The 14,819-nt window shown below is 69.1% G+C and carries 19 protein-coding genes; 9 read left to right on the plus strand and 10 right to left on the minus strand.

All coding sequences use genetic code 11. The annotated features are described in order from the left end of the window. Positions 1-27 precede the first annotated feature (27 nt). Positions 28-723 (plus strand): TerB family tellurite resistance protein, encoded by a 696-nt coding sequence (locus ACIQD6_RS11640; RefSeq protein WP_401880926.1) that lies wholly within the window; start codon positions 28-30, stop codon positions 721-723. A 106-nt stretch (positions 724-829) separates the two neighbouring features. On the opposite strand, the gene ACIQD6_RS11645 is transcribed toward ACIQD6_RS11640, so the two are convergent. Continuing rightward, complete coding sequence (locus ACIQD6_RS11645; protein WP_401880927.1) at positions 830-1,528, minus strand: PepSY domain-containing protein; 699 nt, start codon at positions 1,526-1,528, stop codon at positions 830-832. A 217-nt stretch (positions 1,529-1,745) separates the two neighbouring features. Here ACIQD6_RS11645 and recO point away from each other — a divergent pair, with 217 nt between their 5' ends. Beyond that, positions 1,746-2,495: a DNA repair protein RecO gene (recO, locus tag ACIQD6_RS11650; protein WP_401880928.1), complete on the plus strand. Its 750-nt coding sequence runs from the start codon at positions 1,746-1,748 to the stop codon at positions 2,493-2,495. Between the two features lie 13 nt (positions 2,496-2,508). Then, positions 2,509-3,366, plus strand: a complete 858-nt coding sequence (locus tag ACIQD6_RS11655) for an isoprenyl transferase (protein ID WP_401880930.1) — start codon at positions 2,509-2,511, stop codon at positions 3,364-3,366. Positions 3,367-3,451: 85 nt separating this feature from the next. On the opposite strand, the gene ACIQD6_RS11660 is transcribed toward ACIQD6_RS11655, so the two are convergent. The 4 genes from ACIQD6_RS11660 to ACIQD6_RS11675 form a co-directional block, all read right to left on the minus strand. Beyond that, entirely contained in the window at positions 3,452-3,892 is a 441-nt protein-coding gene (locus tag ACIQD6_RS11660) for a Fur family transcriptional regulator (RefSeq protein WP_401880932.1), read from the minus strand. 73 nt (positions 3,893-3,965) lie between these two features. Further along, complete coding sequence (locus tag ACIQD6_RS11665; protein WP_401880933.1) at positions 3,966-4,892, minus strand: metal ABC transporter permease; 927 nt, start codon at positions 4,890-4,892, stop codon at positions 3,966-3,968. Between the two features lie 2 nt (positions 4,893-4,894). Further along, positions 4,895-5,635 carry a metal ABC transporter ATP-binding protein gene (locus ACIQD6_RS11670; RefSeq protein WP_401880935.1) on the minus strand — a complete coding sequence of 247 codons (741 nt, stop codon included), beginning with the start codon at positions 5,633-5,635 and terminating at the stop codon, positions 4,895-4,897. 182 nt (positions 5,636-5,817) lie between these two features. After that, positions 5,818-6,807: a metal ABC transporter substrate-binding protein gene (locus ACIQD6_RS11675; RefSeq protein WP_401880937.1), complete on the minus strand. Its 990-nt coding sequence runs from the start codon at positions 6,805-6,807 to the stop codon at positions 5,818-5,820. A 144-nt stretch (positions 6,808-6,951) separates the two neighbouring features. Between ACIQD6_RS11675 and ACIQD6_RS11680 the strand changes: the two genes are divergently transcribed. After that, positions 6,952-8,334 carry a glycine--tRNA ligase gene (locus tag ACIQD6_RS11680; protein ID WP_401880938.1) on the plus strand — a complete coding sequence of 461 codons (1,383 nt, stop codon included), beginning with the start codon at positions 6,952-6,954 and terminating at the stop codon, positions 8,332-8,334. A 91-nt stretch (positions 8,335-8,425) separates the two neighbouring features. After that, positions 8,426-8,629 (plus strand): hypothetical protein, encoded by a 204-nt coding sequence (locus ACIQD6_RS11685; protein ID WP_401880939.1) that lies wholly within the window; start codon positions 8,426-8,428, stop codon positions 8,627-8,629. Positions 8,630-8,749: 120 nt separating this feature from the next. On the opposite strand, the gene ACIQD6_RS11690 is transcribed toward ACIQD6_RS11685, so the two are convergent. Then, the gene (locus tag ACIQD6_RS11690; protein WP_401880941.1) at positions 8,750-9,334 is read right to left on the minus strand and encodes a TetR/AcrR family transcriptional regulator; all 585 of its coding nucleotides are present in this window, start codon (positions 9,332-9,334) and stop codon (positions 8,750-8,752) included. A 124-nt stretch (positions 9,335-9,458) separates the two neighbouring features. After that, on the minus strand, positions 9,459-10,481 hold the full coding sequence (locus ACIQD6_RS11695) for an aldo/keto reductase (RefSeq protein ID WP_401880943.1): 1,023 nt from the start codon (positions 10,479-10,481) through the stop codon (positions 9,459-9,461). A 312-nt stretch (positions 10,482-10,793) separates the two neighbouring features. Here ACIQD6_RS11695 and ACIQD6_RS11700 point away from each other — a divergent pair, with 312 nt between their 5' ends. Next, entirely contained in the window at positions 10,794-11,057 is a 264-nt protein-coding gene (locus ACIQD6_RS11700; protein ID WP_401880945.1) for a DUF6243 family protein, read from the plus strand. Positions 11,058-11,169: 112 nt separating this feature from the next. Here the strand turns inward: ACIQD6_RS11700 and ACIQD6_RS11705 are convergent, their stop codons facing one another. Next, positions 11,170-12,564 (minus strand): MFS transporter, encoded by a 1,395-nt coding sequence (locus ACIQD6_RS11705; protein WP_401881700.1) that lies wholly within the window; start codon positions 12,562-12,564, stop codon positions 11,170-11,172. A gap of 262 nt (positions 12,565-12,826) precedes the next feature. Between ACIQD6_RS11705 and ACIQD6_RS11710 the strand changes: the two genes are divergently transcribed. Next, entirely contained in the window at positions 12,827-13,018 is a 192-nt protein-coding gene (locus ACIQD6_RS11710; RefSeq protein WP_401880947.1) for a DUF1918 domain-containing protein, read from the plus strand. A 99-nt stretch (positions 13,019-13,117) separates the two neighbouring features. Here ACIQD6_RS11710 and ACIQD6_RS11715 read toward each other — a convergent pair whose 3' ends face one another. Both ACIQD6_RS11715 and ACIQD6_RS11720 read right to left on the minus strand, forming a co-directional pair. After that, positions 13,118-13,384, minus strand: coding sequence for a hypothetical protein (locus tag ACIQD6_RS11715; RefSeq protein WP_401880948.1), 267 nt, complete (start codon positions 13,382-13,384; stop codon positions 13,118-13,120). Further along, entirely contained in the window at positions 13,381-13,563 is a 183-nt protein-coding gene (locus ACIQD6_RS11720; RefSeq protein ID WP_401880950.1) for a hypothetical protein, read from the minus strand. The genes ACIQD6_RS11715 and ACIQD6_RS11720 overlap by 4 nt, the downstream gene beginning before the upstream one ends. 124 nt (positions 13,564-13,687) lie before the next feature. Between ACIQD6_RS11720 and ACIQD6_RS11725 the strand changes: the two genes are divergently transcribed. Both ACIQD6_RS11725 and ACIQD6_RS11730 read left to right on the plus strand, forming a co-directional pair. Then, entirely contained in the window at positions 13,688-14,518 is an 831-nt protein-coding gene (locus ACIQD6_RS11725) for a Scr1 family TA system antitoxin-like transcriptional regulator (RefSeq protein ID WP_401880952.1), read from the plus strand. Further along, a complete protein-coding gene (locus ACIQD6_RS11730; RefSeq protein WP_401880954.1) occupies positions 14,515-14,730 on the plus strand; it encodes a DUF397 domain-containing protein in 216 nt (71 codons plus the stop codon). The genes ACIQD6_RS11725 and ACIQD6_RS11730 overlap by 4 nt, the downstream gene beginning before the upstream one ends. The last annotated feature ends 89 nt before the right edge of the window (positions 14,731-14,819 follow it).

A 14,819-nucleotide genomic window follows, 5' to 3' on the forward strand; every position in this document is an offset into this window, starting at 1 on the left:
TGCCGGAGCGTTACGGAGGTGCGCGACGTGCTGCCAGCTCAAGGATCAAGCGGCCGAAAAGTGCGCATCTGCGGCACTCATACGTCGTGGAACACCGTCGGCGACGGGGAGTTCTTCTGCCCCGACTGCGGGGGCGACCGCAACTACCGTCGTCGCACCGGCCGTCGGCGCTTCACCGTGCTCGGCGTCCCACTGCTCTCGCGCGGACTCGCCGGGCCCGTCGCCGAATGCGCGGCCTGCCACGCCCACTTCGGCATGGATGTCCTCGACCACCCCACCACGGTCCGCTTCTCGGCGATGCTGCGTGACGCGGTCCATACGGTCGCGCTCGCCGTCCTCGCGGCCGGTGGCATCTCTTCCCGTACGGTCCGGGAGACCGCTGTCGCCATCGTCCGGTCGGCCGGATTCGAGGACTGCACGGAGGACCGGCTGACGGACCTGGTCGAGGCGCTGGCCGCCGACACCGGCCGGTTCATCGCCGAACCGGGCCCGTGCGGCGCGGCGCTCGCCATCGAGCTGCACGAGGCGCTGGAGCCGCTGGCCCCTCATCTGGCCCCGGCGGGGCGGGAGTCGATCCTGTTGCAGGGCGCCAGGATCGCCGTGGCCGACGGGCCGTACAGCCCGGCGGAGCGCGAGGTGCTCAGCATCGTCGGCGGCGCGCTGCGGCTGTGCTCGGACGACACGGAGAGGCTGCTGCTGGCGGCGTCGGGCACGCCGTCCTGAGGTCGCGACGCCGCCCCTCAATTGCCGGTCGGTCTTACGCGTCCGGCGTCCCGCCCCCCCCGTGAGGGTGGGGCGGGACGCCGTGTGGGGGGTGGTGGAGAGGACGTCAGCTGTCGTCACCGTCGTCGTCGCTGTTGCCGTCGCCGTTGTCACCGTGGTCGTCGTGGTCGACATGCTGGTTGAGGACCTTGCCGCTGCCGGCGTCCACGGTCACGTCGTGGCTCTTGCGGTCCTTGCCGAGGACGTCTATCCCCCAGACCACCGAACCGCTGTCCCTGTCGTCCAGTTCGACCGAGGTGACGGTCCCGGGGACGGCCTGAAGAGCCTGGTGCGTGGCGCCGTCCTGGCCGATCCGGTCGGCCTTCACCAGCGCCCGGTCCTGGGCGGTGTCGTCGTCGCTGTCGACGTGCTGCCGCAGCACCTCGCCGTTTCCGGCGTCGACCGTCACGTCGTGGTTCTTTCCGTCCTTGCCGAGGACGTCGACCTCCCAGATCACCGAGCCGTCGCGGTCCGCATCGTCCAGTTCGGCCGAAGTGACCGTGCCGGGGACGGCCTTCGACGCCGCGCTCGCCGCCTCGCTCTCACCGATCTTGGCGGCCTTCACCAGCGCCAGGTCCTTGGCCGTGTCATCCAGTTCGCGGTTCTCCGAGAGCCGCACCGACGAGCTCACGTCCCGGCCGCCGTCGTCGGACCCGTCCGCGAAGGCGGCGGTGGCGCCCACGGTGCCGAGCAGCGCGGCGGCCGCGACGGCGGCGGCGGTGACGCGGCGGCGGTTGCTGAACGTGCGCTTGATGGTGGCCTTCATGAGGGCGATCCTCCAGATGGTTGAGGTCCTGCCAGGTGCTTTCGCCGGGGGCTCCGTGCGCCTTCCGACAACCACAACACTGCCGAACCGAACCTGAAGCCCCGCTGAAGGAACCTGAAGGAACCTGAAAGGGCCGCGAAGGGGCCGCGAAAGGGCCGCGAAGGGCCGCGAAAGGGCTGTGCGATGCGGCCCGCAGCCATGCGGGACAATGAAGTCCATGAGTCTGTTCCGGGACGACGGCATCGTGCTGCGCACCCAGAAGCTCGGTGAGGCCGACCGCATCATCACGCTTCTGACCCGCGGCCATGGCCGTGTCCGCGCCGTCGCCCGGGGAGTACGACGGACCAAGTCCAAGTTCGGGGCGCGGCTGGAACCGTTCTCGCATGTCGACGTGCAGTTCTTCGCGCGCGGCAGCGAACTCATCGGGCGCGGACTGCCGCTGTGCACCCAGAGCGAGACCATCGCTCCGTACGGTGGCGGCATCGTCGCCGACTACGCCCGCTACACCGCGGGCACCGCCATGCTGGAGACCGCCGAGCGCTTCACCGACCATGAGGGCGAGCCGGCCGTCCAGCAGTACCTGCTCCTCGTCGGCGGGCTGCGCACGCTCGCCCGCGGAGAGCACGCCCCCCATCTGATCCTGGACGCCTTTCTGCTGCGTTCCCTTGCCGTCAACGGCTACGCGCCGAGCTTCGACGACTGTGCCAAATGCGGACTTCACGGCCCCAACCGCTTCTTTTCGGTCGGGTCGGGTGGAGTGGTCTGCGGTGACTGCCGGGTGCCCGGCAGCGTCGTACCCTCTGCGGAGGCCGTCCAGCTGCTCAGCGCGCTGCTGACCGGCGACTGGGAGACCGCTGACGCGTGCGAGGCGCGGCACGTCAGGGAGGGCAGCGGGCTGGTGTCCGCCTATCTGCACTGGCATCTGGAGCGCGGGCTGCGCTCGCTCAGGTATGTAGAGAAGAATTAGGAGACAAGAGCGCATGGCACGACGCGGAATCCTGGGACGTTCCCGCCGCGAGTACAAGACCCCGGAACCGCACCCGTCCGGTGCCGTTCCGCCGAAGATCCCCGCCGAGCTCGTGCCGAAGCATGTGGCGTGTGTCATGGACGGGAACGGCCGTTGGGCCAAGGAGCGCGGGCTGCCGCGCACCGAGGGTCACAAGGTGGGCGAGGGCGTGGTCCTCGATGTGCTCAAGGGCTGTCTGGAGATGGGCGTCAAGAACCTCTCCCTGTACGCCTTCTCCACCGAGAACTGGAAGCGCACACCAGACGAAGTGCGCTTCCTGATGAACTTCAACCGCGATGTCATCCGCCGCCGCCGCGACGAGATGGACGAGCTGGGAATCCGGATCCGCTGGGTCGGCCGGATGCCCAAGATGTGGAAGTCGGTCGTCCAGGAGCTCCAGGTCGCTCAGGAGCAGACCAAGGACAACGACGCCATGACGCTCTACTTCTGCGTCAACTACGGTGGCCGCGCCGAGATCGCGGACGCCGCACAGGCGCTCGCGGCCGATGTGGCGTCCGGCAAGCTCGACCCGTCCAAGGTCAACGAGAAGACGTTCGCCAAGTACCTGTACTACCCGGACATGCCGGACGTGGACCTGTTCCTGCGCCCCAGTGGTGAACAGCGCACGTCCAACTACCTGATCTGGCAGAGCAGTTACGCGGAGATGGTCTTCCAGGACGTGCTGTGGCCGGACTTCGACCGCCGGGACCTGTGGCGGGCCTGCCTGGAGTACGCGTCCAGGGACCGGCGCTTCGGCGGGGCGCTGCCCAACGTGGGGGAAGAGCTGCCCAACGAGGGGGAAGAGGGGAACGCGGAGGCTCAGCAGGCCTGATCGGTGCCCTCGGCGCCGTACGGGCTCACGCTCAGCCCGTACGGCGCCGCGGGGGCCTGTCCGGCGAAGATCGGCCGGACAGGCCCTAATTCTTCTCGGCCCTCGCCGCGCACGACTCGCACGTGCCGAAGATCTCCACCGTGTGCGCCACGTTCACATAGCCGTGCTGCGTGGCGATCGTCTCCGCCCACTGCTCCACCGCGGGTCCCTCGACCTCGACGGCCTTCCCACAGACGCGGCACACCAGATGGTGGTGGTGTTCGCCGGTCGAGCAGCGCCGGTAGACGGACTCGCCGTCGTTCGTCCGCAGGACGTCGACCTCACCCGCGTCGGCGAGAGTCTGCAGGGTGCGGTAGACCGTGGTCAGGCCCACCGAGTCACCGCGGTGCTTGAGCATGTCGTGGAGCTCCTGCGCGCTACGGAACTCGTCCACCTCGTCGAGCGCGGCCGCCACGGCGGCACGCTGGCGGGTCGATCGGCCGCGCACGGGGGCCGCACTTGATCCACCACTGGGCGCAGTCGTCACAGGTGTCTCCTTGCCTTTGCCCGTGTCTCTCGGGCGTTGCCCGCTTCCAACGGGCCATTCTGCCAGCTCGGGGTCAGACCGGAATGTCGTCGGCGGGCAGCCGGGCGCCCGGCACCTCTCGTACGGCTGCTCCGCACCCGTCCCCCGCCGCATCCGCGGCCGGCTCCCGCGCCGCCCGCAACGCGCGGGCCCGCCGCCTGGCCAGGGGAGTGGCGAGGGCGGTGAGCAGCACGAAGACACCGATCGCGATCAGCACGATCGTCGCGCCGGGCGGCACGTCCTGGTAGTACGAGGTGACCGTCCCGGCCAGCGTCACGGCCGTACCGATCACCACGGCCAGGACGAAGGTCACCGCGAACGACCGGGTGATCTGCTGGGCCGCCGCCACCGGGACCACCATCAACGCGCTGACCAGCAGCAGCCCCACCACCCGCATCGCGACGGTGACCGTGACCGCCGCGGTGACCGCGATCAGCAGATTCAGCGCGCGCACCGGCAGCCCGGTGACCCGGGCGAACTCCTCGTCCTGACTGACCGCGAACAGCTGCCGCCGCAGCCCCACCGTGACCAGCACCACGAACGCGGCGAGCACCGAGATCGCGGTCACGTCCTCCGGCGAGACCGTCGACAGAGAACCGAAGAGGTACGAACTGAGGTTGGCGTTCGAGCCGTTCGGCGCGAGATTGATCAGCAGGACACCGCCCGCCATGCCGCCGTAGAAGAGCATCGCCAGCGCGATGTCACCGCGCGTACGGCCGTAGGCGCGGATCAGTTCCATCGTGATGGCGCCGGCGACCGAGACCAGGGTCGCGATCCACACGGGGCTGACCGAGAGCAGAAAGCCCAGGCCCACCCCGGTCATCGCGACATGGCCGATGCCGTCGCCCATCAGTGCCTGGCGGCGCTGGACGAGGTAGATGCCGACGGCGGGGGCGGTGACGCCGACCAGTACGGCCGCGATCAGCGCGCGCTGCATAAAGGCGGTCTGGAGGATTTCCATGGTCAGGTCAGCAGTCCTGTACGGAGCGGCTCGCCGGCCGCGTGGGGGTGGACGTGGTCGTGGCCGGGCAGGGCGTGCTGGCCGACGGCCCGGGGCGGCGGTCCGTCGTGCGTCACACAGCCGTCGCGCAGCACCACCGCGCGGTCGATCAGCGGTTCCAGCGGGCCCAGTTCATGGAGGACGAGCAGAACGGTCGTACCGGCCGCGACCTGTTCGCGCAGGGTCGCCGCCAGGATCTCCTGGCTGGCCAGGTCGACGCCCGCCATCGGCTCGTCCATGATCAGCAGTTCGGGCTCGGAGGCGAGCGCCCTGGCGATCAGCACCCGCTGGTGCTGGCCGCCGGAGAGGGCGCCCACGGAGTCCTTGGCGCGGTCCGTGAGCCCCACCAGGTCGATGGCCCGCCGGACGGCCGCACGGTCGGCCTTGGAGGGCGGGAGCAGCCTGCTGCGGGACAGCCGGCCGGAGGAGACGACCTCGCGGACGGTCGCGGGCACTCCGCTCGCGGCGGTCGTGCGCTGCGGTACGTAACCGACGCGCGCCCAGTCCCGGAAGCGGCGCAGCGGGGTCGAGAACAGCGATATCTCGCCACTTGTGAGCGGTATCTGCCCGATCACGGAGCGTACGGCGGTGGATTTGCCGGAGCCGTTGGCGCCGAGCAGGGCGACGACCTCGCCGGGGTGCACGGTGAGATCGATGCCGCGCAGTACGGGGCGCGAGCCGAGCGTCGCGGTGGCCCCACGCATGGAGATGACGGAGGCGGAACTCCGCGGCCGCGGGTTCTCCGCAGAGGCTTCTTCGGTTTCCGGTCCGCTTTCGGCCCGTGCGGTGTGCTCAGCGTGCTCTGCCGCTTGCGGACCGCTGTCCGCCGAGTCTCCGCTCTCCACCGTCGCCATGTCGGGCGCCTCCGATACTGCTGTCGGCTGGTTCATTTCGCGCCAAGCGCTTTCTGGAGCGCGGTGAGGTTGGACCGCATGACCTGTAGGTAGTCATCGCCCTTGGACTTGTCCGTGATTCCCTCCAGCGGGTCCAGGACGTCGGTCTTGAGTCCGGAGTCCCCCGCGAGGGTCTTGGCGGTCTTGTCGCTGGCGAGTGTCTCGAAGAATACGGTGCTGACCTTGTCGCGCTTCGCGATGGTCTCCAGTTCCTTGACCCGCGCGGGGCTGGGCTCCGCCTCCGGGTCGATACCGGCGATGGCCTCCTGCTCCAGACCGTAACGCTCGGCGAGGTAGCCGAACGCGGCGTGGGTGGTGATGAACGTCTTGGTGCCGGTGTCGGCGAGGCCCTGCCGGAACTCGCTGTTCAGGGCGTCGAGCTTCTTGACCAGCGCCGCGGTGTTCTTCTTGTACGTGGCGGCGTGGTCCGGGTCGGCCTCCGACAGGGAGGCGCCGACGCCCTTGGCGACCTCGGCGTACTTCACCGGGTCGAGCCAGATGTGCGGGTCGGCGCCGTTCAGGCCGCTCGCCTCGTCCCCGCTGTCGGCCTCGCCTTCGTGGCCGTGCTCGTCGCCCTCGTGCGCGTGACCGACCTCGGTGCCGTGCTTCTCCAGCTTCGTGAGGGAGGCCGCGTCGACGGTGTTCTCCACACCGGACTGGGCGATGGCCTCGTCCACGGCGGGCTGGATGCCCTTGAGGTAGACGATGACGTCCGCTTCACCGAGCTGTGCGGTCTGCCGCGGCTTGAGCTCCAGGTCGTGCGGTTCGACGCCCGGCTTGGTCAGGGTGGTGACGTCGACATGGTCGCCGCCGATCTGCTGGGCCAGGTACTGCATGGGGTAGAACGACGCGGTCACCGCGAGCTTGCCGTCGCTCCCCGCGCCTCCGGAGGCGTCGGAGGAGGAGCAGGCGGACAGCGCCACCAGGCCGAGAGCGACCGCTCCGGCGATGGTGGCGGTGGGTATCAGACGTCGTACGTTCATGACACTCATTTTCAACAAAAGTGGAAACGGTTGTCAACAAGAGGCGAGGAAGTCTCTTACCCCGCACCGATTTGATCCAAGGGGTGCGCCCGCCGCTAATCTGAAGCATTCGCCGTTCGTCGTCGTCGTAATGAAGAGAGCAACGTGGCCGCCGACAAGATCGACAGCATCGTCAACCTGAGCAAGCGCCGTGGCTTCGTCTACCCGTGCAGTGAGATCTACGGCGGTCAGCGGGCCGCCTGGGACTACGGGCCGCTCGGAGTCGAGCTGAAGGAAAACCTCAAGCGTCAGTGGTGGCGTTACATGGTCACCTCGCGCGAGGACGTTGTCGGTCTCGACTCGTCGGTGATCCTGGCCACGGAGGTCTGGGAGGCGTCCGGCCATGTCGCGACCTTCACCGACCCGCTCACCGAGTGCACCTCCTGCCACAAGCGGTTCCGCGCGGACCACCTGGAGGAGGCGTACGAGGCGAAGCACGGCAAGGCCCCCGCGAACGGCCTCACCGAGCTGAACTGCCCCAACTGCGGCAACAAGGGAACCTTCACCGAGCCCAAGCAGTTCTCCGGGCTGCTCTCCACGCACCTCGGTCCGACGCAGGACTCCGGGGCCGTCGCCTACCTGCGCCCCGAGACCGCGCAGGGTATTTTCACCAACTTCGCCCAGGTGCAGCAGACGTCGCGGAAGAAGCCGCCGTTCGGCATCGCGCAGATGGGCAAGTCCTTCCGGAACGAGATCACTCCGGGCAACTTCATCTTCCGCACCCGCGAGTTCGAGCAGATGGAGATGGAGTTCTTCGTCAAGCCGGGCGAGGACGAGCAGTGGCAGGAATACTGGATGGAGCAGCGCTGGAACTGGTACCGCGACCTGGGTCTCCGTGAGGAGAACATGCGCTGGTACGACCACCCGGCCGAGAAGCTCTCGCACTACTCGAAGCGGACCGCCGACATCGAGTACCGCTTCCAGTTCGGCGGCAGCGAGTGGGGCGAGCTGGAAGGTGTGGCCAACCGCACCGACTACGACCTCTCCGCGCACTCCAAGGCGTCCGGCCACGACCTGTCGTACTTCGACCAGGAGGCCGGCGAGCGCTGGACCCCGTACGTCATCGAGCCCGCCGCCGGTGTCGGCCGCGCGATGCTGGCCTTCCTCCTCGACGCCTACGTCGAGGACGAGGCGCCCAACGCCAAGGGCGTCATGGAGAAGCGCACCGTGATGCGTCTCGACCCGCGCCTCGCGCCGGTCAAGGTCGCGGTCCTGCCGCTCTCCCGCAACCCGCAGCTCTCGCCGAAGGCCAAGGGCCTCGCCACCGACCTGCGGCGCAACTGGAACATCGAGTTCGACGACGCCGGTGCCATCGGCCGCCGCTACCGCCGCCAGGACGAGATCGGCACCCCGTTCTGCATCACCGTCGACTTCGACACCCTCGACGACAACGCGGTGACCGTGCGCGAGCGCGACACGATGAAGCAGGAGCGGGTCTCGCTCGACCAGATCCAGAGCTACCTGGGTGGCCGACTGATCGGCTGCTGACACATTACGTTCGTGGGTCGAAGCCCTCGGTTCCGTACCGGAACCGGGGGCTTCGCCGCACACTGGGCGCACACGCCAACAGGAGGAACGGATGCCGTCCACGACCACCAGCAAGGTCAACCGGTGGGATCAGCACGGCCGTGAGCATGTCGTACGTGTCCAGAAGACGGGCGTGCAGCGGTCGTTGGTCTGCGACACCTGCGGCTGGCGCAAGAACGCGCAGTTCCTGCCGTGGCTCAAGGCCGAGGAGCATCTCACCGAAGCGCATCAGGCGACGGTGAACCCCGGCGGCTGAGGAGGCCGCAAGGGCTGAGGCGGCTGAGGCAGTTGAGGCGGCTCAAAGGGCCGAAGAGGGCTGATGCGGCTGGTGCGGTACGGCTCGGAAAGCTGCCGGCCGTACCTCCTCAGGTCCGGATCAGGCCCGGAGCCCGCGCACCAGCAGATCGGACACGGCGGTGAACTCGGCGTCGATCGTGGGCTTCTGCCATTCCCCGACGTACGCCGGATCATGGAAGCGCGCGGTGGCGGCGAACACCGCTCCGGCCGCGCTCGCCGGGTCCTCCGCAGTGAACTCGCCCGCCCGCACGCCCTCTTCGACGATCCGCGTGAGCTGCCCCGTCAGCTCCGCCAGATGCGCCTCGACCGCGCTGCTGCTCTCCCCGGTGAGCACGGAGTACGTGGCGAACAGCTCGGGATCGTCCCCCGCCTTGTGCCGCTTGGTGTCGAACAGCGCCAGCAGCCACTCGTGGAGCTTCTCCGGGCCGGGCCCGGTCCCCTCGTCGGTGATCCTCTCCAGGATGATCTCCGTACGCCGCAGCCAGCGCGTGGTGACCGCCTCGCGCAGCGCCGCCTTCGTACGGAAGTGCCGGTAGACCGTGCCGTGGCTGACGCCCAGTACTCGCGCCACATCGACGACCGTGGCCTTCGCCGGTCCGTAGCGGCGCAGCACCTCCTCGGTGGCTTCGAGGATGCGCTCGGCGGTCAGGGTCTCGGCGGCCATGGGATGTCCGGCCTTTCGTGGTGCGTGCGAGGGGACACGGCAGATGACATTACCTGTCAGGTCCAGCCACCCCACGGGCGAGCCGTGGGGGCAGGCGTCCGCTCGCCGTGGCTCCCGGCCACGGTCAGTGCTCGCTGTCCAAGTGAGCCATCTGGGCGGCCGGGTAGCGGTCTCCGACGGCCGCGTCGGCCGGTACGGCACGCTCGATCATGGCCAGGTCGTCGGCGTCCAGCGTGACGTCGAGGGCGCCGAGAGCCTCGGTCAGCCGGTCGCGACGGCGGGCTCCGATCAGCGGCACGATGTCGTCGCCCCGGGACAGCACCCAGGCGATGGCTATCTGCGCGACCGTGACGCCCTTCTGCTCGGCGACCTTGCGCAGGGAGTCGACCAGCCCGAGATTGTGCTGGAGGTTGTCTCCCTGGAAACGGGGGCCCGCCGCGCGGAAGTCACCCGCCGTCAACTCGCGGTCGCGGGTGAAGTGGCCGCTGATCAGCCCGCGCCCGAGCACGCCGTACGCGGTGATGCCGATGCCCAGCTCACGGAGCGTCGGCAGGATCTCGGCCTCGATCCCGCGAGAGATCAGGGCGTACTCGATCTGGAGGTCCGCGATCGGGGCGACGGCTGCTGCTCGGCGGATGGTCTCGGCGCCGACCTCGGAGAGACCGATATGGCGCACATGGCCGGCCTGGACCAGCTCGGCGATGGCACCGACGGTCTCCTCGATCGGGACGTGGGGGTCGACCCGGGCGATCCGGTAGATGTCGATGTGGCCGGTGCCGAGGCGCTGGAGGGAGTACGTCACGAAGTTCTTCACGGCGGCGGGACGGCCGTCGTAGCCGTGCCAGCCGCTGTCCGGATCACGCAGGGCCCCGAACTTGACGCTGGTGAGGGCCCGTTCACGAAGGTCTGCCGGGGCCTTGCTCAGCGCCTCGTTGATCAGCAGCTCGTTGTGCCCCATGCCGTAGAAGTCACCGGTGTCGAGCAGGGTGACGCCCGCTTCGAGGGCGGCGTGAATGGTGGCGATGGATTCGGTCCGGTCGGCGCTCCCGTACATCCCGGACATGCCCATGCAGCCGAGGCCCAGCGCGGAGACCTGGGGGCCGGTGGTGCCGAGGGGACGGGTGGGGAGAGCGGGAGTGGGAGCCATGAGGGGTTCCTCCGGTGCGTTTTCGGTGCGGTTCTCGATGCGTTGTCGGTGTGAGTGCGACATCGGTGAGGGGCGGGTCCCGGACCGACATCGGAGGCTCGTACAACAACCATGGCATGACCGATGACAGATTTCAATATCTGTCATCGAATACATGTCTGCGGCGCCGGAAAAATGCGTAACGCCCTGCCCTCGCCCGGTGGTAGCGTCACGGGCATGTTCTTCCAGATCTACGAGTGAGAGCGCGGCGGCGACGACCCGCCCCCCACCGACGAATCCGAAGATCACTTCTCATCACATCGGGAGAACCCCGTGGCAAAGAGCCGCAACAACCTTCTTGGCGTGGGCGGACAGCGTAAGAAGCTGTCCCGCGCCGACCGGCAGGGCAGCCCCACCGCCCGCGAGGCCGACCGCAAGGTCGCCACCGACCAGAAGCAGGAACTGCTGCGCAAGATGCGTGAGCGCGCGGCCGGGCAGGACCGACAGGACAGCGCGACCGAGACATCCGACACGGCCGGGACGACCGGCGACAACGGTGCGGCCCAGGCGTCGGGTGAGGCAGCGACGCAGGGCTGACGTAGCGTCAACACCTCATAGAAACATGCGACATGAGCCCGGATCACCGAAGTGATCCGGGCTCATGTCGTGGTCTGCTGTCGGGCCGAGAAGCCTCCGGCGGGAGCGGTTGTCAGGCGACCGGACGCGGCAGTCGAAGGCTGAGCAGCGCCGTCAGGACGACCGTGGCCAACTGCGCCAGCAGCGTGACGGTCAGCGCGCCCCGCATCCCCGCCGAGGCCTCCAGGGTCAAGAAGAGCGAGCCCAGCGTCGCCACTCCCAGTGCCAGCGCGGACTGCTGGGTCGTCACCATCACGCCGCCGCCCACCCCGGCCCGTTCGGCCGGTATGTCGGAGAGCACGATCCGGAAGAAGACGGGCAGTTGGAGCCCTTGGCCGAGACCGGCCAGGGCGACTCCCGGCAGCAGGTCGAGCATGCCGACCGAGGGCCAGTCACGCCATACGGTGAGCGCCAGCAGCACGACACCGACGGCCTGCACCACCGCGCCGGCCGTCACGACGAGGCTGCCGTGGCGCCGTACGAGACGAGGTCCCGCCAGTGACGCCGCGAAGAACGCCACAGCCATCGGCACCAACGCGAATCCGGCCGCCACCGGGCCCATGCGCAGGCCCTGTTGGAGCGCGACCGCGATCACGAACATGAAGCCGCCGAAGCCGATCGAGAACGGCACCACCAGCGCGAGCCCGCGCCGTAGCGAGACCAGTGCGAACAGGCTCGGCGGTACGAGCGGGGTCCGGCCCTGCCGGTCGGCCCGCCGTTCCACGCGGAGGAAGGTGTACGCCGCGACGGGGAAGGCGGCGAGCGAGACCCAGGTCCACACCGGCCACCCGGCCGCGCGGCCCTCCGTGAGCGGCGCCAGCAGCGTGATCAGCGCGACGCCCAGCAGCAGCGTTCCCGGTACGTCGATGGGCGCGGGCCGCTCGGAACGGGTCTCGGGCACCGAACGGAACGCCAGGAACAGACCCACCAGCGCGACCGGCACATTCACCAGGAAGATCGCCCGCCAGCCGCTCCCCGCGATGTCGGCGGAGACCAGTACGCCGCCCAGGATCTGGCCCGCCACCATCGATAGCCCGGCCGTGGCGCCGTAAAGGCTCAGTGCCTTCGCCCGGCGCGGTCCGGCGGTCGCGGCCTGGATGGTGGCCAGCACCTGCGGCAGCATCAACGCGGCGGCGGCCCCCTGTGTCACGCGCGCCCCGACGAGCGTCCAGGCGGTCGGCGCGAGGCCGCAGGCGAGCGAGGTGAGCCCGAAGGCCGCCATGCCGACCAGGAAGAGCCGGCGCCGGCCGAACATGTCCCCGAGCCGTCCGCCGAGGACGAGCAGTACGGCGTACGAGAGCCCGTACCCGGCGACGACCAGCTCCAGCAGCGCGGGCCCGGCGGCCAGGTCGTGGTCGATGGTCGGCAGGGCGACATTGACGATGAAGAAGTCGATCAGCGGGAGGGCCGCCCCGAGCAGCACGGTGAACAGGCCGAGCGTGCCGAGTGCGGACCCGTGGTCATGGATGACGGGCGACCCGCCCCCATCGGGGCCGGCCTTGCCGGTGGCCCCGGCGGCAGTGGGAGACGTCGTGGACGCGGATGCTGTACTCACGGCACCCACCGTCCTTCATCACTGAGCCTGGTACCAGAGTGTCTTTATCCTGGTACATGAACTACCCGGCAATGGGCTGAGTCCCCGAGGTGCCGCCGATGGTGCTGTTCCGTACACTCACGATTACGTCGAGTGACCATCGGGCGCTCATGTGGCGTGTGACGTGGGAGTGCGGATGAAAGCAAGCAAGGGCGACCGTTTGGTGATGCACGGCAGGGTCGTGGGCAAGCAGGACCGGGTCGTGGAAGTCGTGGAGGTGCTGGGGCCGAACGGTACCCCGCCCTTCCGGGTGCGCGCCGAGGACGGCCATGAGTCGATCGTCTCGCCCGGCCCCGACACGGCGGTGGAGACGCGTCGTCCGCACTGACGGCGGGAGTTGTCGTCCGTCGGTCCGTGAGCCGGGCGCGCCGGGGGTCGCGCGCCGGGCCGATGGTTCCTGCGGTGTGCGACGGCTGCCCTCACACCCTCACACCCCGCCCCTGCTGCTGCGCTTGTTCCTCTCCTTCACCCGCGCGCTCAGCTCTTCGGCGGACGGTGCGTCCGGCGCGGGCGGCGGCTCGTAGTCCGGGCACTTCCGGCTCCCGCACCGGCACGGCGGCCACGTGAGCGCGGACCCGGGGGCGAGGTCGGCGCCCTCCGCCTCCAGCCCGGACTTCGGTACGACCAGGGCGCCGTCCGAGCCGAACGTGGCGATGAGCAGGGACAGGCGCTTGCGCACCTCACTCCCGGTCATGCGGCCAGCCGCCTGAGCCCGCGCTCCACGCGCTCCATCAACTCCCGCGTCGGCACGGCGAACTGGAGGGGTACCCACTCGGGCGCCAAGCGCCAGAAGCCGTCGGCGGCTACCAGTGAGGCCAGTGCGGTCAGCTCTTCCGGGTCGTAGGTCCGTGTATCGGTGGCTCGTTCACGCATCGGGGATGTACCTTCCGTCATCGAGTACTCGCTGTCTGTGTTCAATCTTCGGCCGTCGCGAGTACGTTCAACAGGTAGGTGCGTTGGACGCCGGTAACTGTCCAAAGACCATTCGGGGATCCATGTGACTGTCGAAAACGAGAGCGTGGAAGCGACCGACGCGGCCGCCTCGCCGCTCGCTCATTTCGGGGCTGAGGTACGGCTGGAGCGCGAGCGTCTGGGCATGTCACGCGCGGACCTCGGCAAAGTGGCCTGCTGCGGGTACTCGCTCGTGGCGAAGATCGAGGCCGGGGACCGGGTGCCGTCCCTGGACTTCGCCGAGGCGTGCGACCGTACGTTCCCCTACGCCAACGGGCGCTTCGTGCGGCTGTGGCCGCTCGCCCTTCGGTACGCCTTCCCGCCGTGGTTCCGCAGGTATGTCGAGCTGGAGTGGACCGCCACCGAAGTCCACATGTTCCACCCGCTACTTGTGCCTGGTCTTGTGCAGACGGAGCAGTACGCGCGAGCCGTACTGCGGACCGGGCGCCCCACCAACCTGGACGACCTGGTGACCGCGCGCATGGAGCGGCAGCGCATCCTTACGCGTGAGGTTCCAACTCGGCTGTGGATCATCCTGGATGAGGGCGTCCTCCGCCGTGCCGTCGGCGGAAAGCGCGTCATGAGGGGGCAGTTGGAACGCTTGCGGACCCTGGCGGAGGAGCCGCAGCACGTCATCCAGATCATCCCGAACAGCATTGCGGCCTACCCCGGTTCGGGCTCTCCGTTCGGACTCCTGTCCTTCGGCGAAGGCGCGGACGTCGTGCATGTCGACGGCTTCCCGAAGGGGTACATCCTGGCTGAACCGGACGATGTGGTCGCGGCGCGCACTGCCTATGGTTTGCTGAAGGCGACCGCTCTGCCGCCGGATGAGTCGGCCCCCGTGATCGACTCCATTTTGAAGGACTGCTTTTCATGATCGAGCCGATCCGTATACCTGAGCAGGCGTGGCGCACCTCCAGCTACAGCGGCAGCAACGGCGGGGAGTGCGTCGAGGTGGCCGACGGCCTCACCGGCGTCGTCCCCGTCCGTGACTCCAAGGCCCCCCACGGCCCGCACCTCACCTTCCCGCACGGCGCCTTCGCCTCCTTCGTACGGTCCGTGCGGCGCGGCGAGTTCGACGCCTCCTGAGCCGCGCCGGGAGCCCGGCACCCGTACGGCTCCCGTACAGCTCCCGTACCGAAATGCCCGCCACACGGGAATTCCAGTACACGATCTTT

Origin of the sequence: Streptomyces sp. NPDC088400 (genome assembly GCF_044753355.1) — a bacterium.
GTDB lineage: Bacteria > Actinomycetota > Actinomycetes > Streptomycetales > Streptomycetaceae > Streptomyces.

Excerpts from the sequence above, each read along its gene's own strand:
- ACIQD6_RS11645 (WP_401880927.1), bottom strand. The coding sequence starts at position 1,528 with ATGAAGGCCACCATCAAGCGCACGTTCAGCAACCGCCGCCGCGTCACC.
- recO (WP_401880928.1), top strand. The coding sequence starts at position 1,746 with ATGAGTCTGTTCCGGGACGACGGCATCGTGCTGCGCACCCAGAAGCTC.
- ACIQD6_RS11655 (WP_401880930.1), top strand. The coding sequence starts at position 2,509 with ATGGCACGACGCGGAATCCTGGGACGTTCCCGCCGCGAGTACAAGACC.
- ACIQD6_RS11665 (WP_401880933.1), bottom strand. The coding sequence starts at position 4,892 with ATGGAAATCCTCCAGACCGCCTTTATGCAGCGCGCGCTGATCGCGGCC.
- ACIQD6_RS11670 (WP_401880935.1), bottom strand. The coding sequence starts at position 5,635 with ATGCGTGGGGCCACCGCGACGCTCGGCTCGCGCCCCGTACTGCGCGGC.
- ACIQD6_RS11675 (WP_401880937.1), bottom strand. The coding sequence starts at position 6,807 with ATGAACGTACGACGTCTGATACCCACCGCCACCATCGCCGGAGCGGTC.
- ACIQD6_RS11685 (WP_401880939.1), top strand. The coding sequence starts at position 8,426 with ATGCCGTCCACGACCACCAGCAAGGTCAACCGGTGGGATCAGCACGGC.
- ACIQD6_RS11690 (WP_401880941.1), bottom strand. The coding sequence starts at position 9,334 with ATGGCCGCCGAGACCCTGACCGCCGAGCGCATCCTCGAAGCCACCGAG.
- ACIQD6_RS11695 (WP_401880943.1), bottom strand. The coding sequence starts at position 10,481 with ATGGCTCCCACTCCCGCTCTCCCCACCCGTCCCCTCGGCACCACCGGC.
- ACIQD6_RS11710 (WP_401880947.1), top strand. The coding sequence starts at position 12,827 with ATGAAAGCAAGCAAGGGCGACCGTTTGGTGATGCACGGCAGGGTCGTG.
- ACIQD6_RS11715 (WP_401880948.1), bottom strand. The coding sequence starts at position 13,384 with ATGACCGGGAGTGAGGTGCGCAAGCGCCTGTCCCTGCTCATCGCCACG.
- ACIQD6_RS11720 (WP_401880950.1), bottom strand. The coding sequence starts at position 13,563 with ATGCGTGAACGAGCCACCGATACACGGACCTACGACCCGGAAGAGCTG.
- ACIQD6_RS11730 (WP_401880954.1), top strand. The coding sequence starts at position 14,515 with ATGATCGAGCCGATCCGTATACCTGAGCAGGCGTGGCGCACCTCCAGC.